Below are 26,099 nucleotides of genomic sequence, written 5' to 3'. Positions count from 1 at the left end.
CGCTAGGCACCGTCCGGTTCATGCCGGTTGAAGCCATCGACCTGCCACCCGGAGAGGTCCGGAAGCCGGCCATGGTCCGTCAGCTCGAAGTGCAGCGGAGTGACGGAGACGCGCTTGTCCCGAAACACGGCATTGCAGTCGCTGCCCGGGATGTCCTCGTGCTGGTAGTCGCTACCGCCAATCCAGTAGTACTTCCGGCCACGAGGGTCTTCGTTCTCCACCACCTCGAAGCCGTACGAGTGACGGCCCTGGCGGGTGACGACGTAGCCCTCCGGTTCCACGCCCCCAGGGATGTTCACGTTGAGGAGCATCCGCGGCGGGAGAGGACGCGACAGGGCGCTGGACACCAGCGAACGAGCGAACCGGGCCCCCGGCGCGAAGTCGAAGTTCCGCCGGGCCACCAGGCTGAAGGCGATGGCGGGCACGCCCAGGAGCGCACCCTCCATCGCCGCGGCCACCGTGCCGGAGTACATGATGTCTTCGGCCAGATTCGCGCCGTGGTTGATGCCGGAAACCATGAGTACCGGGCGATCATCCTTCAGGAGATGGTTGATCGCCAGATAAGCGCAGTCCGCGGGGGTTCCGTCGACGGCGAACCACCGCTCCCGCACCTCCTTGATGCGCAGCGGCCGGTGCAGGGAGATGGCGTGGGAGGCGGCGCTCTGCTCCCGGTCGGGAGCCACCACCCACACCTCCCCCAGGGGGCTCACGGCCTCGACCAGCGCCTGAAGCCCCTCTGAGAAATAGCCGTCGTCGTTGGAAACCAGGATGCGCTTGGGCTTGTTGCTCACGGGCTCACTTCTTCTGGTTCAAGGCGCGGAACACCGACTTGCCAGCGTAGCGGGCCGCGGCCCCCAGCTCGCCTTCGATGCGCAGCAACTGGTTGTACTTGGCCACGCGGTCGGAGCGGGACGCGGAACCCGTCTTGATCTGCCCGCAGTCCAGCGCCACGGCCAGGTCGGCGATGGTGGTGTCCTCCGTCTCGCCGGAGCGGTGGCTCATGACGGACGTGTAACCGGCGCGGTGCGCCATGCGCACGGCGTCGAACGTCTCCGTCAGGGTGCCAATCTGGTTCACCTTCACCAGGATGGAGTTGGCCGTGCCCGTCTCGATGCCGCGGCCCAGGCGCTCCACGTTGGTGACGAAGAGGTCGTCACCCACCAACTGCATGCGCGAACCCAGCGCGTCGGTGAGCTTCTTCCAGCCCTCCCAGTCATCCTCCGCCATGCCGTCTTCGATGGAGATGATGGGGTAGCGCTCGGAGAGGCCCCGGTAGTACTCGAGCAGGCCGGTCGAGTCGTACTCCTTGCCCTCGCCCTTCAGCTTGTACTTCTTGCTGCCCTTGTCGAAGAACTCGCTGGCCGCCACGTCCAGGGCCAGGAAGAGCTGCTCACCGGCCTTGAAGCCCGCCTGGTCGATGGCCTCCATGATGAGCTTCAGCGCCTCTTCGTTCGCCGGCAGGTCCGGGGCGTAGCCGCCCTCGTCGCCCACGCCCGTGGCCAGCTTGCGGCCCTTGAGAATCTTCTTCAGCGCGTGGAACACCTCGGCGCCCCAGCGCAGGCCCTCCGCGAAGGAGGACGCACCGGCGGGCACCACCATGAACTCCTGCACGTCCACGCGGGTGTCCGCGTGCGCGCCGCCGTTGAGGATGTTCATCAGCGGCACCGGCAGGGTGCGCGCCTGCACGCCGCCCACGTAGCGGTACAGCGGCAGCCCGTGCGCGTCCGCCGCGGCGCGAGCGGCCGCCATGGACACCGCGAGGATGGCGTTGGCGCCCAGCTTGCCCTTGGTGGCGGTGCCGTCCAGCTCCAGCATCCGCTGGTCCACCGCGAACTGATCCGCCGCGTCCATGCCCACCAGCGCGGGCGCGAGCACGTCGACCACGTTCTTCACGGCCTTCTGCACGCCCTTGCCCAGGTAGCGATGCTTGTCGCCGTCGCGCAGCTCGATGGCCTCATGCTCACCGGTGGACGCACCGGACGGCACCGCGGCGCGGCCACGAGCGCCCCCGGCAAGCTGGACCTCCGCCTCCACGGTCGGGTTGCCACGGGAGTCGAGCACTTCGCGCGCCAGAATCTGAGAAATCTCGGTCATAGGCTGCCGTTTCTAGAAGAGCCCTCCGGGTCGGGCAAGCGTGCTCGCGGCCCGCGCTGCTACAGTGTCCACCCGTCGAATGCCTCCGCCCCAACGCCGCCCCGCCTTGAAGGGGCCTGACCCATTGCTTGCTCAACGGCGCCGCGGCGCGCTGCTCGGCATGGCCGTGGGCAATGCCCTGTCCGTCCCCACCGCGCACCGGCCCTTCATGGCCGTTCCCTTTCCCAAACAGGCGGAGGGGCCCTACATGAAGCTGATGGGCGGCGGTCCGCATGAGCTGCGCCGCGGCCAGGTGACAGAAGAGGTCCAGCTCGCGGCCTGCCTGAGCCACAGCCTCCGGGCCATGAAGCGTTACGATGCCGCGGACGCACTGCGTCGTTACCGCGCCTGGCAGCCGCACGCCTTCGACGTCAGCGAGCCCATGACGGAGGTCTTCGAGGACTGCCAGACGTCGGGATTCCCGCCCCTGGGCGCGGGCAGGCGCGTGTGGCTGCGTGCGTACCGGAAGCCCGCGGACCCGGGGAGTCTGGCCCGCGCGGCGCCGCTGGGCGTGTACCTGGCGGGTGACGCCCACGCGCTCACCCAGGCCTCGCTGGAGGACTCCGCCCTCACCCACTTCGACCCGCGCTGCCAGCTCGCCTGCGCGGCCTTCAACGCGGCCATTGGCCATGCCGTCACCCATGGCGCGGGCCTCAAGGCCGCCGACCTCATCCCCGCCGCGGAGTCGGGCCTGCTGCTCGCCGGCGCGGCGCTCGGACGTTCCGCCAGTGACTATGTGCAGGAGGTGTCCTTCGCCGCGTCGCTCCTGCGCGAGGACCTGGCCATCGCCCAGCAAGAGGACCCGATGCTGTACGGGCCGGAGCTGCACCTCCACCGTCCCCTGCACGCGGTGCGCGTCGCCTTCCGGCTGGCCTTCTGGGAGCTGCTCCACGCCCCCAGCGCCGAGGCCGCGCTCCTGGACGTCGTCCACCGGGGCGGCGACACGGAGGCCCACGCCACCATCACCGGCGCGCTCCTGGGCGCCTTCCATGGCGAGCAGGCCCTGCCCGAGGAGTGGCGAAAGCAGGTCCTGGAGGCCCTGAGCACCGTCAAGGGGCCGCTGTGGGATGTCTATCACCCCCGGCACCTGCTGGCCCTGAGCAACGCCTGAGGGCTCCTGAATGCGCGAAGCCCGCGGGGCCGTCCTGGGAAGGACCGCCACCGCGGGCTCGGGGACACACTGGCGCGGCCGTCAGGCCGCTCGCCAGGGTCAGGACAGCAGGTCGATGACCACTACGCCCCGCTGGGGCTTGTCGTCCTCGGTCTCCGTGCGGCGACGCGGGCGGTCATCCGGCACGGGGAGCGGAAGCTCCACCACCGGCCTGTCATGCTCCTCACGGCGGCGCTCACGGCGCTTGATTTCTTCAATGATGAAGGCGTCGAGCATGGGTTTTCCGTCTCCCTCAGCCTACGTACCCCGATGTACGCCCATCCCGCCCCAATACCATTTCCATCAATATCAGATGCAAATTAAGAACCCCGGTTCCGCGCTGGGTACGTTGCAGCCATCTCGCACGGTTGCCCGTCTGCCACCCGACACCCAGGCCAGGGCACCCAGGGCAGAAATGTCGTGGAGGCCGAAAATCCATCGGGATGGTGTTCATTTTAATGCCCTCGAAGCGGCCCGCAAGCGGACCGTCCCATGGGCATACTCCTCGTATCCGGCGTCGCAAGCCCCTTCGATTCGGCCTCGTCCGCCCGCCTGCTATGGCGCGCGGAGCATCCGGGTCTCCGAAGACTCCTGGCGGCCGGCGGGCGATGGTGGAGTCGCCCGCCAAGACGCCGCCCGGAGGTGTGATTCAGGGCGCCTCGAAGCGGCGCTTGAAGGCGTCCAGCATCTTCGGCAACGAGGTCTCCACCAGCGCGGAGACGACGCTCTTGGGCACCAGCGCGCCCAGAGCCATCTCCACGGTGTAGGTGGCCTTCGTCTTGCCCTCGCCCTCGGGCACCAGGACCCAGCTGCCCTGGTTGTCCTTCATGAACTCGCCCTTGATGTAGGTCCAGGACATGCGGGTGGGCCGCTCCTCCGTGACGTGGATGGAGTAGTTGATGGTCTTCACCACATCCACCTTGTAGTGGACGTCCACCGTGTTGCCCTTGCGGTTCTCGGTCCGGATGCCCTTCACCTCGGGAAGGAACTCCGGGTACCGCTCGTACTGGGTGATGACGTCGAAGACCTTCTCGATGGGGGCGTTGACGATGATGGTTCGCGAGGCGCCAGGCATGGGTGTCTCCAGGGGACGTGAGTCAGGGTGGGAGCTGCGGCCTAGAAAGCGTACCCCGGCTTCTTGTCGAACTTGTGCACCGACTGGATGAAGCGGACGGTGCCCGTCTTGCTGCGCATGACGACGGAGTGCGTCTCGCAGCCGCCGCCGAAGAAGCGCACGCCCTTGAGGAAGTCGCCGGTGGTGACGCCGGAGGCGGCGAACATGACCTCGCCCTTGGCCAGCTCCTCGGCGGTGTAGATCTTCGAGATGTCGGTGATGCCCATCGACCTGGCGCGGTCGATTTCGCCCTGGTTGCGGGGAACGAGCCGGCCCTGCATGTCACCGCCGGTGGCGCGGATGGCCGCCGCGGCGATGACGCCCTCGGGCGCGCCGCCGATGCCCATCAGCACCTCCACGCCCGTGTCCTCGAAACACGTGGCGATGGCGCCGGCCACGTCACCGTCCTCGATGAGCCGGATGCGGGCGCCCGCCGCGCGAATCTCCTTGATGAGGTCGGTGTGACGCTCGCGGTCCAGCACCACCACCGTGAGGTCTTCCACATAGACCTTCATCTTCTCCGCGATGGAGCGGAGGTTCTCCGTGGGCGTCTTGCGCAGGTCGATGGCGCCCCGGGCGCGCGGGCCCACGGCCATCTTCTCCATGTACGTGTCGGGGGCGTTGAGCAGCCCGCCCTTGCCCGCCATGGCCACCACGGCGATGGAACCCGGACGGCCGTAGGCGCACAGGTTGGTGCCCTCCAGCGGGTCCAGGGCGATGTCCACCTCGGGCGCACCCTCGCCACGCTTGCCCACCTTCTCGCCGATGTAGAGCATGGGCGCCTCGTCGCGCTCGCCCTCGCCGATGACGACGGTGCCATCAATCTGCAGCGCGTCGAAGGCGCGGCGCATGGCGTCCACGGCGGCCTGATCCGACTCGTCCTTGTTGCCGCGGCCCATCAGTCGTGCGGAGGCGATGGCCGCCATCTCGGTGACGCGCACGACCTCCATTGCCAGGTTGCGATCCATGTGTGTGCTCCTTGCGTATGCCGGAAGGGTTCAGGTGGAAGGGGAAGAGCCCGGGGAAGGCCCGGTCGTTTCGAGCAGCCGGATGAGGGAGTCCGGCAGCCGCGTCGGCTTGCCGTCCCGCCCCACGCAGGCATGACGGGTCATACCGGTGCAGAGCAGCGTGCGTGGCGCACCGTCACGAAACAGCGCGTAGGTGAACACGATGGAGGCGCGGCGCAACTCACTCACGGTGGTTTGGATGACCAACAGATCGTCGTAGCGCGCGGATGCCTTGTACTGGCAGCTCGCCTCGGCCACGGGTAGCAGGGCACCAGAGCGCTCCAGCTCGGCGTAGCTGCCACCCCGGGCGCGGAAGTACTCACTGCGCGCGAACTCGAAATAGCGGAAGTAATTCGCGTAGTAGACGACACCCATCTGATCAGTGTCGCCGTAGATGACGCGAAGGCGGGCCTCGACCATGAATCGAGCGACCCTAACAGCGCGATGTGCGGCGTCCAAGCAGTGACACGCGTTGTTGGTTGCTTCTCACCATCCCGGCGGAGATGGTTCTCATCCCAATGATTCGCGCACTTTCCCTCGCCGTGGCGCTGGCCACCCTGCCCGCTTTTGCCCGACCTCCCAGGCTGACGCTCGTCATCAGCGTGGACGCGCTCGGCAGCGACGTGTTGCTACGCAACCGTCCGCGCCTGAAGGGCGGCCTGCACCAGCTCCTCAACCAGGGCGCGTACTTTCCTTATGCGCGCTACGGCTACGCCGAATGCCGCACCGCGCCCGGCCACGCCACCCTCTCCACGGGCGCCAACCCCTGGCGGCACGGCATCGTGGACAACCGGTGGGTGGACCGCTCGACGATGAAGCGCGTGATGGCCTTCGCGGACGCGGCCCATCCGGTGCTGGAGGTGCCGCTGAAGCCGGGCCAGGACTCCGGCCCCGCCCACCTCATGGTGGAGACGCTGGCGGACCGGCTGCGCGTGACGACGCAGGAGCGTGGCAAGGCGGTGGCGTTGTCCATCAAACCCCACGCGGCCATCGCCCTGGCCGGGCGTGCGGGACAGGCGTGGTGGTTCGACAAGGGCGAGGGGAAGTTCGTCACCGGCACCTGGTACACGAAGGAGTTCCCGGCGTGGCTGAAGGCGCTGAACGCGCGGAAGCTGCCGGAGGCGTCCTTCGGCAAGAAGTGGGAGCTGATGCGGCCGGCCGCGGAGTACGTGGGCGAGGACGAAGGCCTCGCTGAGGCAGACGTCTACGGCCTGGGCCTCACCTTCCCCCACCCGCTGGACGGCGGGCTGCCGTCGCCGGGCCCTGCCTTCTACCAGGCGTTCGCCCTCTCACCGGACTCGCATGACCTGCTGGTGGAGGCGGCCAAGGCGGCCATCGCCGGCGAGGGACTGGGCCAGGACGACGTGCCCGATCTGCTGGCCGTGAGCTTCAGCAGCACGGACCTGGTGTTCCATGAGTACGGGCCCTACTCGTGGGAGATGCAGGACACGCTGCTGCGGCTGGACAAGGCGATGGGCAACCTCATCGCCGCGGCCGAGCGCGCCGCGGGAGGACGCGGCAACCTGGTCATCGCGCTGTCTGCGGACCACGGCGGCGCGGCGATGCCGGAGCAGTGGGCCGCCAAGGGGCTCGCCGCGAGGCGCGTGAGCTCGAAGGAGCTGGCGGAGAGCCTGACGCAGGCGCTGCGTCAGCAGTTCGGCGGCGACGTGACGGCCACGCTCGAACAGCTGGACGTGTACCTGGGCGGCAAGACGCACCAGGGGGGCTCAGTGGACGCGGCGGTGCGGCGCGCGGCGGCGGCGTGGCTGGCGAAGCACCCGTCGGTCATCACGGCTGTGGCTAATGACGACCTGTTCACCGCGCCGGACACCGAGGGCTACCTGACGCTCATGCGCAAGAGCTACTACCCCGGGCGCAGCGGCGACGTGCTCTTCATGCTCCGGCCCTTCCACATGCTCCACTACATCCCCACCGGCACCAGCCACGGCACGCCGCATTCCTATGATTCACAAGTGCCCGTCGTCTTCGCGGGCAAGGGCGTGAAGCCGGGCATGTACCTGGAGGAGATCGACCCCGTGGACTTCGCCCCCACCCTGTCGGCGCTGATGGAGATGGGCATGCCCGCTTCGGCGGAGGGCAAGCCCCGCGCGGAGGTCCTCACGGGCAAGTGAGCGAACGCGTCAGCGTGGCGGACACGCGCTCTGACGGCGCCGTCCGCTCCGGTCCGCGTTCCGTGAAGGACAGGCTCCGCGCGTCCAGGCGGGATGCCGGGACGCCCTTCGACACGGAGGCGCTGGAGCTAGGAGCGCCTCCGTGTCCGCGCGCTACGCCGGCTTCGGCTGCTTGCTGCGCGCGGGCCGCTTCGCCGCGGCGGTGATTTCCAGCGACAGGTCCATGGCCCGCGCGGAGTGCGTCAGCGCGCCCATGGACACGAAGTCGATGCCCAGCTTCGCCAACCGAGGCAGCCGGTCCAGCGTGACGCCGCCCGACACCTCGAGCGGCACGCGGCCCGCCGCCAGCTTCACGGCCTCGCGAATCTGCGCGTCGTCCATGTTGTCGAGCATCACCACGTCGGCGCCGTGCTCGATGGCCTCCGCAAGCTGCTTGAGGTTGGTGACCTCGATTTCGACCTTCGTCAGCCGAGGCCCGTTGAGCTTCGCGCGGCGCAGCGCCTCCGCGATGGAACCACCCACGGCGGCGATGTGGTTGTCCTTGATGAGGACGCCGTCGAAGAGGCCGAAGCGGTGGTTGGAGGCACCGCCCATGCGGACGGCCTCCTTGGCCACCGTGCGCATTCCCGGCGGCGTCTTCCGCGTGTCCAGGACGCGCAGATTGGAGCCACGCACGGACGTGACGGCCTGCTGCGCCAGCGTCGCGATGCCCGCGGCCCGCTGCACGATGTTGAGCGCGGTGCGCTCCGCCGCGAGCAGCGAGCGCATCCGTCCGTGACACCGCGCGGCGACCATCTTCGGTTTGATCTCCTGACCGTCGCGGCGCAACAGCTCCACCTCGACGTTCGGGTCGACCGTCTTGAAGACACGGACGAAGGCATCCAGTCCCGCGAGCACCAACTGCTCCTTGGCGACCAGTTCCGCGCTGCCCTCGTAGTCAGGAGGGATGAGGGCCTGCGAGGTGACGTCACCCGCCGCCCCCAGGTCCTCATCGAGTGCGAGCGCGATGAGCCGGTCGAGGTAATCCTGCTGCTGCACGTCTCCTCCTGCTACCGCCGGGCCTTTGCCCGCGCCTTGGGTTTCGCCCCGGTGCCCTTCTTCGCGGGAGCCTTCCGGCCCGCCGCCTTCTTCACCGGCTTCTTGCTGGCGGCAGCGACCTTCTTCGCGGCCCCCTTCTTCGTGGCAGCCTTCTTCGCGGCGACCTTGGCCGGAGCCTTCTTCGCAGCGGCCTTCTTCGCCGCGCCCTTGGCAGGCGCCTTCTTCGCGGCGGACTTCTTCGTGGCAGCCTTCTTCGCGGCGACCTTGGCCGGAGCCTTCTTCGCAGCGGCCTTCTTGGCAGCGCCCTTCGCCGGAGCCTTCTTCGCAGCGGCCTTCTTGGCAGCGCCCTTCGCGCCCTTGGCCGGAGCCTTCTTCGCAGCGGCCTTCTTGGCAGCGCCCTTCGCGCCCGCGGCCTTCTGGGCCGGAGCCTCCTTCGCGACGGCAGGCGCCTTCTTGCCCGCAGCCTTCTTCGCGGGACGCGCCTTCGCCGGAGCGGCAGGCTCCTCATCCTCGCCGGACGCGGAGACAGCCTCCACCACCGTCTCCTTCGCGATGGACGACGCCTTCTTCACGGCGGCCAGGGTGGCCTTCACCACGGCCTTCGCGGTGGAGGCCACCGTCTGCTCGGCGGCGGCGGGCGCCTCACGGGCGTCGCCACCGGCGCGCGCCGTGTTGAACTCCCGCATCGCGTCGTCGACGAGGCCCATGCTCATGTACGCAACGCCGAGGTCATGATGGTCGGCCGGAGACAGGCCTTCCTTCGTCCCCGCGCGCAGCTTCTCCAGGGCGTCCTGCACCTGGGGGTCCGCGGCTTCGGGCACGCCGCCCACGGCCTCGAGCTCGTCCTTCAACTCCTCCGCCAGGTCGACGTTCCCCTCGGCTTCCGCATCCGGCGCGGCCTTCACCTCGGCCGGAGCAGCGGCTTCCTCCTCCTCCTCGGTGGACTCGGCGAGCGTCTCGTATTCAGCGCCCCCCTCGGCCGGAGGCGGCGTCTCTAATCGAGCAGCGCTCTCGGGCGGCGTGATGGGCTCGGTCGCGACGTCGGCTTCAGTCACGATGTCGGCCTCGGTCGGCTCAACGCTTTCGGTCGGCGTGCGGCTCTCGGACGGCGGCGCTGCGGGCATGGCGGGCTCCGGGGCAATGCGCTGCAGATGGTCCTGAAGCTTGGCCTTGCGCTCCTTCAACTCCTCCACGCGGGCGCGGTCCTTCTCGACCACGTCCGGGGGCGCCTTGGCCACGAAGTTGGGGTTCTCCAGCTTGCGCAGCACACCGGCGGCCTCCTGCTCGGTGCGCGCAATCTCCTTGCGGAGGCGGTCGCGTTCCGCGTCCAGGTCGATGAGACCCGCCAGCGGCACGTAGATTTCCAGGTTCGTGCCCACGAAGGCGGCGGCCTGCGGCGGCTTGGTGCCGGGCGCACCAATCTCCACGTCGGACAGGCCGGCCAGCGGCATCAGGTACGCGCGCCAGCGCTCCAGCAGCTCGCGCGTGCGAGCGTCCGGGCTCTGCACCACCGCCTTCACCTTCGTCGCGGGCGACAGGTTACTCTCGCCGCGGATGGTGCGCAGGCCCTCGATGGAGGCGATGACCGGGGCCATCTCCGCCTCGGCGGCCTCGTCCACCAGGTCCGCGTCGGGCTCCGGGTACGACGCGATCATGATGCTGTCCACCGACCGGGACATCGGCAGCTTCTGCCAGATCTCCTCAGTGATGAACGGCATGAACGGGTGAAGCAGCCGCAGGATGCGATCCAGCGAGTACACCAGCACCGCGCGCGCGGAGTCCTTCGCCTGCTCATCGGTGCCGTAGAGCGAGCCCTTGGCCAGCTCGATGTACCAGTCGCAGAACTCGGCCCACAGGAACTGGTACAGCGTGGAGGCCGCCTCGGCGAAGCCGTACGTCTCCAGCGAGGCGCGGGCCTCAGTGGTGGCGCGCTGGAGCCGCGAGAGAATCCAGCGGTCCGCCAGCGTCAACGGACGCTCCTTCAGAGGACGCTCATCCAGCGTGAACTCGCCCATGTTCATCAGGGCGAAGCGGCTGGCGTTCCACAGCTTGTTGCAGAAGGCCTTGTAGCCAGCCATCCGGTCCATGGACAGCTTGATGTCCCGGCCCTGCTGGGTGAGCGACGCGAGCGTGAAGCGCAGCGCGTCCGCGCCGAAGGCAGGCATGCCCTGCGGGAACTTGTTCCTGAGCGTCGGCTCAAGCTTGTCCGCGGGGGCGCCGAGGATGACGTCCAAGGGGTCGATGACGTTCTTCTTCGTCTTCGACATCTTCTCGCCCTTCTCGTCGCGCACCATCGCGTGCAGGTACACGGTGCGGAAGGGCACATCCCCCATGAAGTGCAGGCCCATCATCATCATCCGGGCGACCCAGAAGAAGATGATGTCGTGGCCCGTCTCCATGACGGACGTCGGGTAGAACGTCTGGAGCTCCGGCGTGTTGCGCGGCCAGCCCAGCGTGGAGAAGGGCCACAGCGCGGACGAGAACCACGTGTCCAGCACGTCCGGGTCCTGGATGAACGTGGCGCCGCCGCACTTCGGGCAGGACGAGGGCTGCTCACGCGCGACAATCGGCTCCGCGCGCGCGAAGTCCACGCCGCCCACCTTCACCGTCGCGGAATCCAGCGGCAGGTCGGTGTCGTCCCCCAACCGAGGGCTGCACGCGGTGCAGTAGTACGCGGGAATCTGGTGGCCCCACCAGAGCTGGCGGCTGACGCACCAGTCGTGGATGTTGCGCATCCAGTGGAAGTAGGTGTTCGTCCATGACTCGGGGACGAACTTCGTGCGGCCCTGCTCCACCGCCTCGATGGCCGGCTTCGCCAGCGGTTCAATCTTCACGAACCACTGCGGCGACAGGCGCGGCTCCACCACCGTGGTGCTGCGCTGGCACGTGCCGACGGACAGCTTGTGCGGCTCCTCCTTCTCCAGCAGCCCCTGCTCCTGGAGGTCCGCCAGCACCTGCTTGCGCGCCTCGAAGCGATCCAGGCCGGCGTACTTGCCGGTCTCCTTCGTCATCCGGGCCGATTCGTCCAAGATGGACAGCATCGGCAACTTGTGACGCAGGCCCGTCTGGTAGTCGTTGAAGTCGTGCGCGGGCGTGACCTTCACCACGCCGGTGCCGAACTTCGGATCCACCAGTTCGGCGTCCGCGATGATGGGAATCTCGCGGCCGCTGAGCGGCAGCACCACGTGCTTGCCAATCAGGTCCTGGTAGCGCTCGTCCTCCGGATGGACGGCCACGGCGGTGTCGCCCAGCATCGTCTCCGGGCGCGTGGTGGCCACGGTGAGCGTGCGGTCGGTGTCCTTCACCGGGTAGCGGATGTGCCAGATGGAGCCGTTCTTCTCCTGGTGCTCCACTTCCAGGTCGCTGAGCGCCGTGTGGCACGAAGGACACCAGTTGATGAGCTTCTGGGCCCGGTACATCAGGCCCTCTTCGTACAGCCGGACAAAGACCTCGCGCACCGCGGCGGAGGACTGCTCGTCCATGGTGAAGCGCTCGCGGCTCCAGTCCAGGGACGCGCCCAGGTAGCGGTGCTGCTCGCCGATACGAGCGCCGAACTTGCCCTTCCACTCCCAGACGCGCTCGAGGAAGGCCTCGCGGCCCAGGTCGTGGCGGCTCTTCCCCTCCGTCTGCTTCAGCTCCCGCTCCACCACCATCTGCGTGGCGATGCCGGCGTGGTCCGTACCTGGGAGCCACAGGGCGTTGAAGCCGCTCATCCGCTTCCAGCGGATGAGGATGTCCTGGATGGTGGCCGTCAGCGCATGACCGATGTGCAGGCTGCCCGTGACGTTGGGCGGCGGCAGCACCATGGAGAACGGCGGCTTGTCGGAGGGCGCCTCGGCGCGGAAGTAGTTGCGCTCCAGCCAGAACGCGTAGCGGCGAGCCTCGACCTCGGTGGGCTCGTAGGCCTTCGAAAGTTCAGTGGTATCGGTCATTGAAAACGGCCGGCCCCGGAGACCGGGGCCGGCAAAGGTCAGGAGGTTACGGCGCCAGGCGCCTCAGTGCTGGGTCTCTCGGTCCTTGATGAGCCGCTCGAGCTCCTCACGGATGATGGTCTCCGCCAACTGCGGTACCACCTCCCAGGCAATCTTCTCGATGACCTCGCGGGAAGCCTTCGAAAGCGCCTCGCGCAGCAGGGCCTCGCCCCCATCCGCGGCAGGCGCACGGGCGCTCGCCGGCCTGGCCGCGACGGGCGCGGGGGTGGCGATGTCCAGCGAGATCTCCTCCGCGTCACCCTGGTCGGGCAGCGAGTCCTCGATGCTGATGGACGGCTGGGCCGCGGCGGGCGCGGGCGCCCCCAACCCGAACGGATCCCTGCCCCGCGCGGCGGGCTGCGGCGCCGCTCCAGGAGGAGGCTGCGGCGCGCCAACCGGCGGACGCGCGAAGCCACCCGGCGCGGGACCACCCGGCGGAGGCGGCACGCCCGGACGCGCCACGGCGCCCGGCGGCATTCCCGGACGCGGCGGAAGGCCCGGCGCGGGACCACCCGGCGGAGGCGGCACACCCGGACGGGCGCCCGGCGGCATCCCAGGCCCCGGAGGACGCGCGCCCGGAGGCACGCCCGGCCCCGGAGGACGCGCCATGCCCGGCGGCATCCCAGGTCCCGGAGGACGCGGCGCGCCCGGCGCACCCGGCGGCGGCATTCCCGGCCCCGGAGGACGCGCCATGCCTGGCGGCATCCCAGGTCCCGGAGGACGCGCGCCCGGCGGCGGCACACCCGCGCCCGGCGGACGCGGCACGCCCGGCCCTGGAGGAACACCCGGACGAGCCCCCGGCGGAGGCGCGGGACGGGCCCCCGGCGGAGCAGCGGCGGCAACGGGCGCGGGCGCCGCGGCGGGCTGAGGAGCCGCGTGGCGCACCTGCGTGGCGGCCGACGCGGGCATCGTGTTGGACTTCTGGCCGACCAGCGCCTTCACCTTGTCGAGCAGCACCTGGCTCTCGAAGGGCTTGGTGACGTGGTCATCAGCGCGGGCGGCGCGAGCGCGATTCTCGTCGAACGCTTCGAACGTGCCGGCCAGCAGCACCACCGGGATGCCCTGGGTGGCCGGGTCGTTCTTCAGCGCTTCGCAGACCTCATAGCCGCTCTTGCCCGGCATCATGACGTCCGCGAGGACGACGTCCGGACGCAGCTCGCGGGTGCGGGAGATGGCGTCCAGCCCGTTGTCCACCGCGGTCACCTGAAAGTCCTCGGTCGCGAAGATCATCCCGATCACCTTGCGGATGGTGAGCGAGTCATCGGCGACCAGCAGATTCTTGGGCATCGGTTCGGGCCTCGGGGAGCATCCACTCCCCTGAATTCGTTGGTGATTCCCGCCGCGAGGGTTGACTCGCGGCAGTCTGACAAGCGGGGCAGCTTACGAGTTGCCCTCTGGGACGATCAAGAAAACATGCGTTGCAGGTCCAGGAACGCCACAGGCTCGCTCAACCCGGGAGCACGGAAGCTCCCCGCGGTGTCGTCCGGCTCGAATCGTTGCATGACGCCGAGCACCCGCGTGGCCGTCAGCCCCACGTTCCGCCCGGCCAGTTCCGTGAGGACGATGAAGGATTCCGGCACGGGCGCTTCCCCCAGCAACGCGGGGACCGAGCAGACGGGCCACAGCACCTGATCATGCGGAAAAATACCAGCCACCGGTCCACTCGGCACGGGCAGGACGCAGAAGGCCTCTCCCCGGCTGATGACCTGCGACACCAGACCCAGGGGGACTCCGAACAATCGACTCTGAGACTCGAAGACGAGCGCGCGGTCCGGAGCCGCCTCCGCCCAGTGCACGGGCCGGGCGGCAACCGCCGGCGACATCGACCCCACCCGGTGCGGCAGCGCCTCCGCGATGAGCTCCAGGTACAGCCGCGACTTGTGCAGCACGGCGCCCCGGCTCAGCGGAGCCAGCGAGTCCGCCAATCCCGGTGGCAGCAGGAAGAACGGCGCGCGGGCCACGTCCGCCACCTCCACCACGGAGCGCACGCGCACCGCCAGGGTGGGACTCACGTCGAGCACCACCACCATGCCCGGGCCTTCCTCGGGCGGCCCGCCCAGCAGCGCGCAGAGGTCCTTCACCTCCAGCACACCCCGCAGGCTGCTGCCGTTGGCGCCCGGCATCGCTACTTCCATGACAGACGTCGCTTCCACGGCGTAACGGGTTTCCCCGGCCTCAACGAGAAGGCAGAGCCGACGGCCGCTTTCGAAGGGGGACACGGGGGCCGACCCTAGCAGCCTTCCATCGGTTGGTGCTAAGCCGATGGGAGATGGCGCGAATCCTCCTCGTCGACGACGAAAAGATCGCCCGCACCCTGTACGGCGACTACCTCACCGCCGTGGGACACGCCGTCACGGCGGTGGGCACGCTACAAGAGGCAAAGGAAGCACTCGCAGGCGACCGTTTCGACGCGGTGGTGACGGACCTCATCCTCCCCGGTGGTGACGGCATGGAGGTCCTGCGGCACGTGCGGGAACATCACCCGGGCGTGGAGGTGGTGGTCATCACTGGCCTGGAGAAGGTGGACCCCGCCGTGCGCGCCATCAAGAGCGGCGCCGCGGAGTACCTCGTCAAGCCGGTGGCCCCGGAGGCCCTGCAGCACGCCGTGCGCCGAGCGCTCACCACGCGCGACCTGATGCAGGAGAACGCGTCGCTGCGCCGCCATGTGGCCATGTTGGAGGCGGGGCAACGCATCGCCACCACCCTGGACCGCGAGAAGCTGGCCTCGGCCACCGCCAGCGCGCTGCAGAGCATGGCCTCCGCCAGCGCCGTGGTCCTGCTGGAGCGCGACTCTGCCTTCGCGCTGCGGCGCCACGGCACCAGCGGCCTGTCCACCGCGCTGGAAGAGCCGCTCATCGCCGAGCTCATCGAACGCCTGACGAACGAACGCGGTCCGCGCGAGCTGGACGGCATGGACGCGCCCTTTCCTCGCGCAATCTCCTTCCCCGCGCTGGAGGGTGACGCCGTGCTGGGACACGCGGTGCTCTTCTTCGGCGGCACGGGCGCGGAGTGGGCGGGCGAGACGGCCAGCTTCCTGGTTCGCAACTGGGCGCTCGCGCTGCGCAACCTCGGCCGCTTCGCCGCGGTGGAGGACCTGGCGTACGTCGACGACCTCACGCGCCTGTTCAACACCCGCTACCTGCACCTGGTGGTGGACCGCGAGGTCCAGGACGCGCTCCAGTCACAGCGCACCTTCAGCCTGCTGTTCCTGGACCTGGACCACTTCAAGTCCATCAACGATACCCATGGCCACCTCGTGGGCTCCAAGGTGCTGGTGGAGGCGGCGCGCGTGGTGAAGGGCTGCGTGAGAGACCACGACGTCGTCGCGCGCTACGGCGGAGACGAATACGTGGTGGTGCTGCGCAACACCGACTCCGGCGGCGCGCTCAAGGTGGCCGAGCGCATCCGACGCACCATGGAGACGCACAACTTCCTGGCGCGCGAAGGCCTGTCGCTCAAGCTCACCACGTGTATCGGCGTGGCCAGCTTCCCCGAGCACGCCCAGGACAAGGCCACGCTGTTGGACCTGTCGGACCGGGCCATGTACCGCGGCAAGCGGGGCTCGCGGAACGTCGTCTACATGGCGGCGAAGGACCTGGAGGCCCCACCGGCCGAGCGCCGGCAGGCCCACTCCGCGTCCTGACGGCTACCGGCGCAGGCTGCCCACGGTGAGGCGCTTCTCCGGGGTGACGTCCGCCGGAGACGGCGCCGCGCCCTCCTTGCCCACGGCCTCCACGGCCTCGTGCGACGCGCCGGAGGTAATGAGCCGGTACTTCTCCACGGCCTCCTTCGCGTGCGCGGCCTGCTCTGGATCCAACCGGGCGATGAGCTCCCAGAAGAGGGCGGCGTGCTCGCGCTCCTCGTCCATGACGTGCTGGAGGATGGCCTTGGCGTCCTCGTTGTCCGTCGCGTCGATATGGGCCGCGTAGAGGTTGATGGCGTCCAGCTCCGCCTCGATGTTGAGACGGATGGAGCGGGCCAGCTCGGTGTCCGTCATCTTGCGGGGGACCAGCGAGTGGAACGGGTTGGTCTGCGGCATGAAGGCCCTCCCGAGGCCGGTGTCGCGATATCCGGATTTCCGGACGGTGCGATGAGAACGCGGCCAGCATCCGTGCCGGCACGGTCCGGGTCAACGGATTCCCTCCAGGTGCGTTGCGTACAAGCGGTTGCCTCCGCCATGCTCGTCACATGGAAACACCCGTGCCGCTCGCCCAACTGCTCCAGGCCGTGGAGGCAGGGGACCTGACGGCCGCGCGAACAGCGGCGGCGGCGCTGCAACGTGCGGGAGCGCACACCTCTCAGCTGGCGGCGGAGGTGCTGCACGAGCTGCGACAACCGCTGCTCGGCGTGAAGGCCTACGCCCAACTCCTCGCGGAGGACGGCGCCGCCCCCGGGCCCCTGCGCCTGCTGCTGGCCCAGGTGGAGCGGATGGAGCAGATCGTCTCCGACTTCATCCGCCTGTCGAGCGAGCGACCGGCGTCCCAACAGCGCCTCTCCCTGGCGGCCCCCATCTGGGCGGCGGCGAAGCACTTCAGCATCAACCCGGACTCCTCGCGCATCTCCCTGGAGGTGGAAGCCCCGGAGGACATCACCATCCAGGGCAACGCGCGCCTCATTGAACAGCTCACCCTGAACCTGCTCAACAACGCGCGCGACGCCATGGCGGGGCGCGGCCGGGTGAAGGTGGTGCTCACGATGGAGGGCCCCTCCCCTGCCCTCTACGTGGCGGACTGGGGTCCGGGCATCCCCGAGGAGCTGCGAGCGCGCATCTTCGAGCCCTACATCACCGCCAACAATCGAGGCACCGGACTGGGCTTGTCGGTGTGCCAGCGCATCGCCCGCGAGCACCACGCGCGCCTCGAGCTGGCCCCGCAGGGCGTCATTCGCGACGTCCCGCCCCCGGCCACCGTGTTCCGCGTGCTCTTCCCCGCGACGGACGCGCCGCCCACGCAGAAGCACCGGGTCCTGGTGGTGGATGACGAAATCATCATCCGCATGGTCTTCCGCGACCTGATGGGCAAGGAGTGCGAGATCATCGAAGCGGCAAGCGGCGAGGAGGCCCTGGACCTGCTGCAACAGGCGCCGGTGGACCTCATCGTCACCGACAAGAACCTGCCCGGCATGTCCGGCCTGGAGCTGGCGCAGCAGGCGCGGCGGCGGCACACGGACTCGCGCGTCATCCTGATGACGGGCTACCCGTCGCTGGTGACGACACAGCAGGCGCTGGAGCTGGGCGTGGTGGACTACCTGCTCAAGCCCTTCGACGACATCCGCGAGGTGCGCGCCCTGCTGCGCTCCACGCTGGCCCGGAAGCCCGCCCCCGCGCCGCTGGAGACGAACCCCGCGATGCGCCGGGTGGACGTGCTGGAGGACAACCCGGCGGCGGCGGCGCAAATCACCCACGCCCTGTCCCTGGTGGGACTGGAGGCGCGCATCCTGACGACGACGGAGCTGGCCGCGCTGGAGCCGCCCGCGGGCGTGGTGGTGAGCTGGGACTTCACGCCCGCCTACGGGCGCAAGGCGCTGGAGCTGGGCAAGGCGCTGGCCCAGGGCGCTCCCTTCGTCGTGCTGGCCGAGCACCTCACCATGGAGACGGCGCTGGAGTCCCTCCGTGCGGGCGCCGCCGCGTGCCTCCCCAAGCTGATGTCCGACGCCTCGGCGCTCAGCCGAGAGTTGAACCGCGCATTCAAACGAGAGACCCCATGAGACTCGCGCTCCTGTCCGTCCTGCTGTTGGGTGTTGCTTGCTCCTCCGACAAGCCGCCGATGCAGGACGGGCCGGACGCGGGCCGTGGCGACGCGGGCACCGGGACAGACGACGCGGGCACCAGGACAGACGATGCGGGCAGCGGCGACGCGGGTTGCGAGCCGCTCGCCTCGGGTCCGGGCACCCCACTGCTCACCGGGTTGAACACGCCCCGCAGGCTCGCGGCGGACGAAACGGACCTCTACATCGCCGAGTCCCACTCCCTGAATCCGCAGCAGCCCCAGCCGGGCCCCGGGCGGCTCCTCCGGCTGCCACGCGCGGGCGGTGACACGGTGTCCCTGGCCACGGGCTTCCGGGCGCCGGATGCCATCGCCGTGGTGTCGGACTCCGTCTACGTGCTCGACCTGGACGGGCTGTGGCGGGTGGACAAGGCGACGGGCGCGAAGGACGCACGGCCGCTCGATGCCACGGTGAACAATGTCACCATTGGCGGCACGGACGTCCTGCCCGCGCGGATGGGTGACCGGGACGTGGTGGTCATCGCGACGTCGCACCGCCGGCTGGTGCGCGTGGACGCCTCGGGCGGCAACCGCCAGGAGCTCTACGCCGGCACGGGCTACACGCAGGTGCGGGGAGCCCGCGTGGTGGGCCAGGACGTGTGGTTCCTGGTCGCCGCGGGAGAGAGCCCCGGCCTCTACAGCGTGCCGCTGGACGGCAGTGCCCCGGCCACGCTGCGCGACGGCACCATCACCGCCGGCACCTCGCTGGAAGTCACGCCCACGCACTTCCTCGTCACCGAAGGAGGCGGCGGAAACGGCCGCGTGCTGCGCCTGCCACGCGAGGGCGGCGCGGCGGAAGTCGTCGCCACGGACCTCCAGGGGCCCGCCTTCCCGGTGGAACTGAATGGGACGCTCTACTTCAAGGACGTCAGCACTGGCGGCACGGGCTTCCTCCGCCGCGTGAGCACCTGCACACCCGGCGCCCTGGAGCCCGTGGGCCCAGAGGGCGTGGGGCCCGGTGGCCTGCTGGTGGACGGCGACACCCTGCTCTACACGTCGCAGGAGAGCGGCACCGGCGGCGTCGTGGGCCGCGTGCCCTGACCGCCAGGCAGTCCCCGCTGAAACGACAACGGCCCCGGCGCCTCCTGACGAGGCATCCGGGGCCGTTGACTGCCGAGGCCCAGACGGCCCGGGACTCACGTCCCGAGCCCTCCGGAGCGGCTCAGTAGTCCATGTCGTCGCCGCCGTAGTCCGGCATGCCGGCACCAGCGCCGCCGCCCTTGGCCTTGCCCTTCGGGCGCTCGGCGACCATGGCCTCGGTGGTCAGCAGCAGCGAGGCGACGGAGGCGGCGTTCTGCAGCGCGGTGCGCTCCACCTTCGTCGGGTCGATGACGCCGGCCTTCTCCAGGTCCTCGTAGACCTCCGTGCGGGCGTTGTAGCCGAACGCGCCGGTGCCCTCGCGGACCTTGTTGATGACCACGGCGCCCTCGACGCCGGCGTTGCTGGCGATCTTCCGCAGCGGCTCCTGGAGCGCACGGCGGATGATGGCCACGCCGAAGTCCTGCTCACCGCCCGGCTTCAGCTTCTCCAGCGCGGGCAGCGCGCGGAGGTAGGCCACGCCGCCGCCAGGGACGATGCCCTCTTCGACGGCCGCGCGGGTCGCGTGCAGCGCGTCCTCGACGCGGGCCTTCTTCTCCTTCATCTCCGTCTCGGTGGCCGCGCCGACGTTGATGACGGCCACGCCGCCCACCAGCTTCGCCAGACGCTCCTGGAGCTTCTCGCGGTCGTAGTCGCTGGTGACGGAGTCAATCTGCGTGCGGATGAGCTTGATGCGGCCCTCGATGGCCGCCTTCGTGCCCACGCCGTCCACGACGGTGGTGTTGTCCTTGTCCACCGTGACGCGCTTGGCGCGGCCCAGGTCGGTCAGCGTCAGCGTCTCGAACTTGTGGCCCAGGTCCTCGCTGACCACCGTGCCGCCGGTGAGGACGGCGATGTCCTGCAGCATCTCCTTGCGGCGGTCACCAAAGCCGGGGGCCTTCACCGCGCACACGTTCAGCACGCCGCGGATCTTGTTGACCACCAGGGTGGCCAGGGCCTCGCCCTCGATGTCGTCGGCGATGATGATCAACGGCTTGCCGGAGCGGGCCACCTGCTCGAGCAGCGGAATCATGTCCTGCATCGACGAGACCTTCTTCTCGCTGATGAGGATGTAGGGGTCCTCCAGGACGGCCTCCATCCGCTCGCGGTTGGTCACGAAGTACGGGGACACGTAGCCGCGGTCGAACTGCATGCCCTCGACCACGTCGAGCGTCGTCTCGAGGCCCTTCGCCTCCTCGACGGTGATGACGCCCTCCTTGCCGACCTTCTCCATCGCGTCCGCGATGATGGCGCCGATGGTCTCATCCCCGTTGGCGGAGATGGTCCCCACCTGGGTGATGGCCTTCTTGTCGGCGGTGGGCTTGGACAGGCTCTTCAGCTCGCCCACGACGACCTCGACGGCCTTGTCGATGCCGCGCTTGAGGTCCATCGGGCTGTGGCCGGCGGCCACCAGCTTGAGGCCCTCCTCATAGATGGCGCGCGCCAGCACCGTGGCGGTGGTGGTGCCGTCGCCGGCCTTGTCGGAGGTCTTGGACGCGACCTCCTTCACCATCTGCGCGCCCATGTTCTCGAACTTGTTCTCGAGGTCGATCTCCTTGGCGACGGTGACGCCGTCCTTGGTGATCGTGGGGGAGCCGAAGCTCTTCTCGATGACCACGTTACGGCCCTTGGGGCCGAGGGTCACCGCGACCGCGTCCGACAGGGTGCGGACGCCGCGCAGGATGGCCTCACGCGCGGACTGATGGAAGAAAATTTCCTTCGCTGCCATCGCAACCTCCTGAATTCACTGGGGGATTTTACTAGTACGACACGGGCCGTTAGCACTCGGCCATGGCGAGCGCCAACATAAGGGCCGCCTGAACGATGTCAACCAGGAAGGGTAGCCGTGTAGGCGAGCGGACGGCCCGAGGCACCCTGCCGGGAGGTGCGCCGTGGGCTATTGCGCGAAGCGGACCAGGGTGAGCAGTTGGCCCATGTCCAGGGGCTTGTGGAGCGTCAGGGCCACGCCCTTGCGCAGGCCGCGGTCCGTCACCGAGCCGTCCTCGCTGCCCGTCATCAGCAGCACCGGGACGCTCTGGAAGCGGGGGTCCGCCTTGAGCATCTCCGTGAACTGGATGCCGTCCATATGGGGCATCACGTAGTCGGTGATGACCATGCTGACCTGGTTGCGCTCCAGCACGTCGAGCGCCTGGAGCGCGTCGGACGCCGAGTAGACCGTGAACCCATGCATCTCCAAGAAGCGAGAGAGCATCGTGCAGAGTTCGAGATCGTCGTCGACGACAAGGATGTTCACGGGACTGAGCGCCGCACCAGGACGGGCCAAGGAACGTAGCAGCCGTGCGCGGCGTTGACAACGAAGTGCGCGGCTTCATATGTCGCGGCCCCATGGGGATGCGGACGTCGAAGCGAACGGGGGTGAGCGGGATGGAGGCGCTGGACGCGGCAGCAGAGGCCTTTGAGACGGGCGACTTCGAGGCGGCCCTGGCCGCCGCCGACCGCGGCCTGGCCCAGGCCCCGGACTCGGTGGACGCCCTGCACCTGCGCGCCGCCGCCCTGGTGGAGCTGGGCCGCCTGGAGGAAGCCGGCCGGGCCTTCGGCGCCGCGCTGAGGGTGTCCCCGGACGACCTGGAGGTGCTCCTGGGAACCGCGGACTGCCTCATCTGCCGCGCGGGCGAGGACCGGGAGGCCGTGGAGGAAGGCCTGGGCTTCTGCGCGAAGGGCAAGCGCCTGGCGCAGAAGGCCGGCGACGTGGAGCTGCTCTACGAGTTCCTCCTCCTGGAGGGCATGGGCCTGAACCAGGTGGGCGAGTGCCGCGCGGCCCTGGCGAGCCTGGACGCGGCGCTGGGGCACATGCCGCGCTCGGTGGACGCGCAGTTGGAGCGGGGCATCGCCCTGTTCGAGCTGTGCCGCTTCGACGACGCGAAGGGCGCCTTCGACAAGGTGCTGAAGGACACGCCCGACGAGGCCTGGGCTCACCAGTACCTGGGGCTGATGGCGGAGCGCCGGGGCGACGAGAAGGAGGCCCAGCGCCGCTTCGCCAAGGCCCAGGCGCTGGTGCCGACGGAGTTCTTCCCGCCGGTGGAGCTGGGCGAGGCCGAGTTCGACCGCGCGGTGGAGGCCGCGGTGCAGTCCCTGCCCGGCCACGCGAAGCAGTACCTGGACAACGTCACCATCGCGGTGGAGGACCTGCCGGCGGATGAAGACCTGCTGGGTGAGGACCCTCCCCTGTCACCGAGCATCCTCGGGGTGTTCCGCGGCCTGGCGGTGGGCGAGCGCAGCGTGACGAACGCGTTCGACCACGTCCCCGCGTCCATCGTGCTGTACCAGAAGAACCTGGAGCGCTTCGCCCGCACCCGCGAGGAGCTCATCGAGCAGATTGGCATCACCGTCATGCACGAGGTCGGTCACCTCATGGGGCTGGATGAGGATGACCTGTGGCAACGGGGGCTGGACTGAGCGCCGCGAGCGTCTGGCGGATGCCGTCGCGGTACGGCGTCTTCCGGATGTCGCCGAGCAGCGCCCGCAGCGCCGAGTCGTCCATGATGACGGGCGAGGTGTGCAGGTAGTGCATCTCCCCGAGCTCGCGCATGAACGGGCTGAAGAGGCCGATGAGGCGCACCATCCCCGGCCCCAGCACTGAGTACTTCGCGGGGTGGCCGGCCTGGGCGTAGATGTCCTCCACCAGGGCCGCCTGGGAGGTGACGCCCGCGCCCCCGAGGTTCCAGAAGCGGCCGTAGGCCCCCGGATGGTCCATGAGCGCCGTCACGGTGGGCCCCACGTCGGGCACGTAGACGAACTCATGGGGCGTGTCGATGGGGCCGATGAGCTGGGCGCGCTTGCCCTGTGAGGCCGCGACGAAGGCGCGGTGGAGGAAGCTGTTCTCCACGCCCGGGCCGTAGAAGTCCGGGAGGCGGAGGATGGTGACTTGGATGGAGCCCGCCTTGTCCGCCGCGAGCAACAGGTCCTCCTGAGCCTTGCGCAAGCGGCCCTTGTTCGTGTGCGGCACGCGGGGGTGGGACTCGTTGACGACGTCCGTGCGCGGCCGGCCGTAGGGGTACACGCTGGCGATGAAGACGATGCGCTCCACGCCCTCGGCGATGGCGGCGTCGAGCGTGCGCTTCATCAGCACGGGGTGGAGGTGGAATTGCCAATAGGGCACGCCGACCAGATAGATGAGCGTCTGGACGCCCCGGGCCGCGGCCTGGATGGAGGCCATGTCGTCGGGATTCCAGGTGACGATCTCCGCCTGCGGGTCCGCCCCGAACTCCCGCTGGAGTCCCTCCCGGGAGCGCCCCACCACGCGGTAGCCCCGCCCCTGCCCCCACAGCGCCTGCGCGATGCTGTGTCCGACGACGCCCGTGGCGCCGAACAACGCAACCGTGCCCATGTCCTGCTCCCTTTCCCGAACGGCGAGTGGTTTGTAAACACCGTTCATGAACGCCGTTCATCTACTGCTGGGCGTTCAGTGGGTCAAGGCCTACACTGGGAGCATGGGGATTGCAGAACGGAAGGAACGACAGCGAGCGGAGCTGCGCGAGCAGATTCTGCGAGTCGCCCGGGACATCGTGGTGAAGGAGGGCTTCCCTGCCCTCTCGATGCGCAAGCTGGCGGACGCGGTGGAGTACGCGCCGGCGACGCTCTACCTCCACTTCGAGAACCGGGAGGCCATCGCGAAGGAGTTGTGCGTGCGCGGCTTCCAGGACCTGCTGGCCATGCTGGAGCCCGCGGCCCAGGTGGAAGACCCGCTGGAGCGGTTGCCCAAGCTAGCGGAGGCCTACGTCCGCTTTGGCCTGGAGCACCCGGAGACGTACCGGCTGATCTTCATGGAGGACCCGAAGCTCTCCACCGCCCTGTTCGGAGACCACCCGGAAGGCCCGGGCCCGAGAGCATTCGGGGTGCTGGTGCAGGTGTTCGTGGACCTGCTGGCGACCGGGAGGCTGGAGGAAGGCACGAAGCCAGAGCAACTCGCGGAGGTGCTGTGGGCGGGGGTGCACGGCATCGTGAGCTTGAGGCTCACATGCACGGGGTTCCCGGGCACGCCCGCGGAGGAGCTGACGCAGGTGCTGGTGACGACGTTGGTGAAGGGCTTGCCGGGATTGAAGGCGGGACGGGCGCAGAAAAAGACGCGGTGAGTCGCGCCCGTGCCCCTTGGTTGACGGGGTCCGCAGGGTCCGGCGTAATCGCAGACGGTAGGGCTTCCGGACCTGGTGGCCGGCCCGGTCTTCAAAACCGGTGAGGGGCGCCGAGAGGCGTCCCTGGCGAGTTCGATTCTCGTGCCCTACCGCCACGAGTCTAAACGTAAAGATACAGCACCTCGCGCGCAATAGGATCGGACGAACTCAAACCGTTTATTTGAAGGCCAATAGCCCAATGCTTCGAGCGCTGCGTAACCGCTATCCAAAACAAGGCGGCCTCAACTTCATATTGTAGTCTCGGTCGTCGCTAGGTCTCAAGCATGCACTCCAACTCCCTCGGGCAATCGCAACGTCGTCGCCGCATGCGGCATAACGAGCGCCTCACCTCACAGACCAAGCCCCATCCAAAGCTCCAGCTTTACCCGAAACGACGACCTTGATTAAGTCAAGCATCCCAGACCATCACGTCGCAATCTCACCGCTCGGCGCATCACGAAGCACTGGCAACTCGACTCACAATCAACACACAACCCCAAGTCAAAATCGCGAGACCGCCCAGGGCAAACCTCGAAAGCCAACTCAGCCCCCAGACCAACCACCACTACCCCAGATGCACCACCCAAACACAACCCACCACCCATGACAAAGCCAGATCCCGAAAAAATCGAACTAAAGTATCAACCCCCTCATGACTGGGAAGCGAGGCTCACCAAGCTCGCAAAAGACGCCGACCTAAACATATTCAACATATACCACATTGGAGACGCAATAACATACAGAATAAGACCCCTCTTGCCTCTGCCTGGTGTTCCTGCATCCCCTCCAGAAAAAAGGATCCAGGCATTTCGCGATGCAGCGCAGAAAATGCTCGAAGATCCAGCTCTTTCCAGAGAGAAACCGCGCCCTCCCTCCAATTTGCTCCACGACCCTCCCTTGATTTATGTCGGGGTCGCATTCCTGCTCATAGCAATCGCAGTATTCGCCTCCTCCCTGGCAAATAAAACACCACTCCCCGCAACCCTACTAACGACAGCCCTCGCAGCATCAGCGCTCTTCTCATTCAATATTCGTTCAGCAATCGCCGCAGCCGCCCCAAGCACAACCACCGCACTCCAAGAAACACTGCGTCGCCAGGAAGAGCTATTTAACCGTCTCTCCTACGCACACACAGAGAAAGAAACAAACTCAGGCCTAGCCAAGGCAACCTTGATAATTCGCGCCAATAGCGCAAAGGAAGACCAAGACAAGCTCTGGAGGAGATCCAACATAGCATTCTATGTTGGCTGCACACTATTCATTATTTCACTCACGGGTCCTGCGGTTACATACTGGATGATTGCCAAGGGAATACTTACCGACTGGCGCCAATACCTACCAGGAATATCCGCTTCAATCATCATGGTCACAGCAGCCGCAACTCTTTTGCGCTACGACGGGAAACTACGTGACCACTTCCAAGCAAAGTCAGACGAAGTCGCATATTTCAACAGGCTCCAATTGGCGATCGACTCCGCGCACGCACTGTCGGAAAAAGCATATCGAAACACCTTGCGGAGAGTAATACGCCAGCTAATCAGTCCTCCATCGAGCCTCGTAAAGACAGCCCTCCCTCCCCC

22 protein-coding genes and 1 tRNA gene are annotated in these 26,099 nt (G+C 68.3%); 9 read left to right on the top strand and 14 right to left on the bottom strand.

The features are described from left to right. Positions 1-2 precede the first annotated feature (2 nt). Together surE and eno are read right to left on the bottom strand one after the other, a co-directional pair. A complete protein-coding gene (gene surE / locus FMQ63_RS07000; RefSeq protein WP_011554449.1) occupies positions 3-791 on the bottom strand; it encodes a 5'/3'-nucleotidase SurE in 789 nt (262 codons plus the stop codon). A gap of 4 nt (positions 792-795) precedes the next feature. Continuing rightward, positions 796-2,094 (bottom strand): phosphopyruvate hydratase, encoded by a 1,299-nt coding sequence (gene eno, locus FMQ63_RS06995; protein WP_011554450.1) that lies wholly within the window; start codon positions 2,092-2,094, stop codon positions 796-798. Between the two features lie 79 nt (positions 2,095-2,173). Here eno and FMQ63_RS06990 point away from each other — a divergent pair, with 79 nt between their 5' ends. Further along, positions 2,174-3,244 (top strand): ADP-ribosylglycohydrolase family protein, encoded by a 1,071-nt coding sequence (locus tag FMQ63_RS06990; protein ID WP_026113888.1) that lies wholly within the window; start codon positions 2,174-2,176, stop codon positions 3,242-3,244. A 99-nt stretch (positions 3,245-3,343) separates the two neighbouring features. Here the strand turns inward: FMQ63_RS06990 and FMQ63_RS37315 are convergent, their stop codons facing one another. The 4 genes from FMQ63_RS37315 to FMQ63_RS06975 all read right to left on the bottom strand — a co-directional run bounded on the left by FMQ63_RS37315 (position 3,344) and on the right by FMQ63_RS06975 (position 5,824). After that, positions 3,344-3,520 (bottom strand): hypothetical protein, encoded by a 177-nt coding sequence (locus tag FMQ63_RS37315; RefSeq protein WP_002639449.1) that lies wholly within the window; start codon positions 3,518-3,520, stop codon positions 3,344-3,346. 412 nt (positions 3,521-3,932) lie between these two features. Next, on the bottom strand, positions 3,933-4,358 hold the full coding sequence (locus tag FMQ63_RS06985) for a type II toxin-antitoxin system RatA family toxin (protein WP_011554452.1): 426 nt from the start codon (positions 4,356-4,358) through the stop codon (positions 3,933-3,935). Positions 4,359-4,399: 41 nt separating this feature from the next. After that, positions 4,400-5,365, bottom strand: a complete 966-nt coding sequence (glpX, locus tag FMQ63_RS06980; RefSeq protein WP_011554453.1) for a class II fructose-bisphosphatase — start codon at positions 5,363-5,365, stop codon at positions 4,400-4,402. A gap of 30 nt (positions 5,366-5,395) precedes the next feature. Next, positions 5,396-5,824 (bottom strand): thioesterase family protein, encoded by a 429-nt coding sequence (locus FMQ63_RS06975; protein WP_011554454.1) that lies wholly within the window; start codon positions 5,822-5,824, stop codon positions 5,396-5,398. A gap of 98 nt (positions 5,825-5,922) precedes the next feature. Here FMQ63_RS06975 and FMQ63_RS06970 point away from each other — a divergent pair, with 98 nt between their 5' ends. Further along, positions 5,923-7,536, top strand: coding sequence for an alkaline phosphatase family protein (locus FMQ63_RS06970; protein ID WP_026113887.1), 1,614 nt, complete (start codon positions 5,923-5,925; stop codon positions 7,534-7,536). 153 nt (positions 7,537-7,689) lie between these two features. On the opposite strand, the gene nadC is transcribed toward FMQ63_RS06970, so the two are convergent. From nadC to FMQ63_RS06950, 4 genes are all read right to left on the bottom strand, one after another. Then, positions 7,690-8,574 (bottom strand): carboxylating nicotinate-nucleotide diphosphorylase, encoded by an 885-nt coding sequence (gene nadC / locus FMQ63_RS06965; RefSeq protein ID WP_011554457.1) that lies wholly within the window; start codon positions 8,572-8,574, stop codon positions 7,690-7,692. An 11-nt stretch (positions 8,575-8,585) separates the two neighbouring features. Next, complete coding sequence (locus tag FMQ63_RS06960) at positions 8,586-12,506, bottom strand: valine--tRNA ligase (RefSeq protein ID WP_011554458.1); 3,921 nt, start codon at positions 12,504-12,506, stop codon at positions 8,586-8,588. Positions 12,507-12,569: 63 nt separating this feature from the next. Continuing rightward, complete coding sequence (gene romR, locus FMQ63_RS06955; protein WP_011554459.1) at positions 12,570-13,832, bottom strand: motility regulator RomR; 1,263 nt, start codon at positions 13,830-13,832, stop codon at positions 12,570-12,572. A gap of 116 nt (positions 13,833-13,948) precedes the next feature. Then, on the bottom strand, positions 13,949-14,764 hold the full coding sequence (locus FMQ63_RS06950) for a chemotaxis protein CheW (RefSeq protein ID WP_011554460.1): 816 nt from the start codon (positions 14,762-14,764) through the stop codon (positions 13,949-13,951). 50 nt (positions 14,765-14,814) lie between these two features. Between FMQ63_RS06950 and FMQ63_RS06945 the strand changes: the two genes are divergently transcribed. Further along, the gene (locus tag FMQ63_RS06945) at positions 14,815-16,188 is read left to right on the top strand and encodes a diguanylate cyclase (protein WP_011554461.1); all 1,374 of its coding nucleotides are present in this window, start codon (positions 14,815-14,817) and stop codon (positions 16,186-16,188) included. Positions 16,189-16,191: 3 nt separating this feature from the next. Here the strand turns inward: FMQ63_RS06945 and encC are convergent, their stop codons facing one another. Further along, a complete protein-coding gene (encC, locus tag FMQ63_RS06940; protein ID WP_020478352.1) occupies positions 16,192-16,584 on the bottom strand; it encodes an encapsulin nanocompartment cargo protein EncC in 393 nt (130 codons plus the stop codon). 149 nt (positions 16,585-16,733) lie between these two features. Here encC and sinK point away from each other — a divergent pair, with 149 nt between their 5' ends. Together sinK and sinM are read left to right on the top strand one after the other, a co-directional pair. Next, positions 16,734-18,251 (top strand): hybrid histidine protein kinase/response regulator SinK, encoded by a 1,518-nt coding sequence (gene sinK, locus FMQ63_RS06935; RefSeq protein ID WP_153881071.1) that lies wholly within the window; start codon positions 16,734-16,736, stop codon positions 18,249-18,251. Next, positions 18,248-19,351, top strand: a complete 1,104-nt coding sequence (gene sinM / locus FMQ63_RS06930) for a signal integration modulator SinM (RefSeq protein ID WP_020478351.1) — start codon at positions 18,248-18,250, stop codon at positions 19,349-19,351. Before sinK ends, sinM begins: the two co-directional genes overlap by 4 nt. 121 nt (positions 19,352-19,472) lie before the next feature. On the opposite strand, the gene groL is transcribed toward sinM, so the two are convergent. Together groL and FMQ63_RS06920 are read right to left on the bottom strand one after the other, a co-directional pair. Continuing rightward, positions 19,473-21,116, bottom strand: coding sequence for a chaperonin GroEL (gene groL, locus FMQ63_RS06925; RefSeq protein ID WP_011554465.1), 1,644 nt, complete (start codon positions 21,114-21,116; stop codon positions 19,473-19,475). Between the two features lie 168 nt (positions 21,117-21,284). Continuing rightward, on the bottom strand, positions 21,285-21,641 hold the full coding sequence (locus FMQ63_RS06920) for a response regulator (protein WP_002639463.1): 357 nt from the start codon (positions 21,639-21,641) through the stop codon (positions 21,285-21,287). Between the two features lie 92 nt (positions 21,642-21,733). Between FMQ63_RS06920 and FMQ63_RS06915 the strand changes: the two genes are divergently transcribed. Next, entirely contained in the window at positions 21,734-22,804 is a 1,071-nt protein-coding gene (locus tag FMQ63_RS06915) for a metallopeptidase family protein (protein ID WP_044275696.1), read from the top strand. Here the strand turns inward: FMQ63_RS06915 and FMQ63_RS06910 are convergent. Continuing rightward, entirely contained in the window at positions 22,758-23,735 is a 978-nt protein-coding gene (locus FMQ63_RS06910; protein WP_011554468.1) for an NAD-dependent epimerase/dehydratase family protein, read from the bottom strand. The two genes, FMQ63_RS06915 and FMQ63_RS06910, sit on opposite strands and share 47 nt — an antisense overlap. 46 nt (positions 23,736-23,781) lie before the next feature. On the opposite strand from FMQ63_RS06910, the gene FMQ63_RS06905 reads away from it, so the two are divergent. The 3 genes from FMQ63_RS06905 to FMQ63_RS06895 form a co-directional block, all read left to right on the top strand. Beyond that, positions 23,782-24,480, top strand: a complete 699-nt coding sequence (locus FMQ63_RS06905; protein ID WP_020478350.1) for a TetR/AcrR family transcriptional regulator — start codon at positions 23,782-23,784, stop codon at positions 24,478-24,480. 56 nt (positions 24,481-24,536) lie between these two features. Continuing rightward, a tRNA-Sec gene (locus FMQ63_RS06900) sits at positions 24,537-24,635 on the top strand. A 487-nt stretch (positions 24,636-25,122) separates the two neighbouring features. Continuing rightward, on the top strand, positions 25,123-26,099 hold a 977-nt coding region (locus FMQ63_RS06895), incomplete at its 3' end, for a hypothetical protein (protein ID WP_141276575.1).

This window comes from Myxococcus sp. CA005, from assembly GCF_006518205.1.
Lineage (GTDB): Bacteria > Myxococcota > Myxococcia > Myxococcales > Myxococcaceae > Myxococcus > Myxococcus xanthus.
Note: the sequence above shows the minus strand (reverse complement) of the source record. Positions and strands in the feature narration are given on the sequence as shown.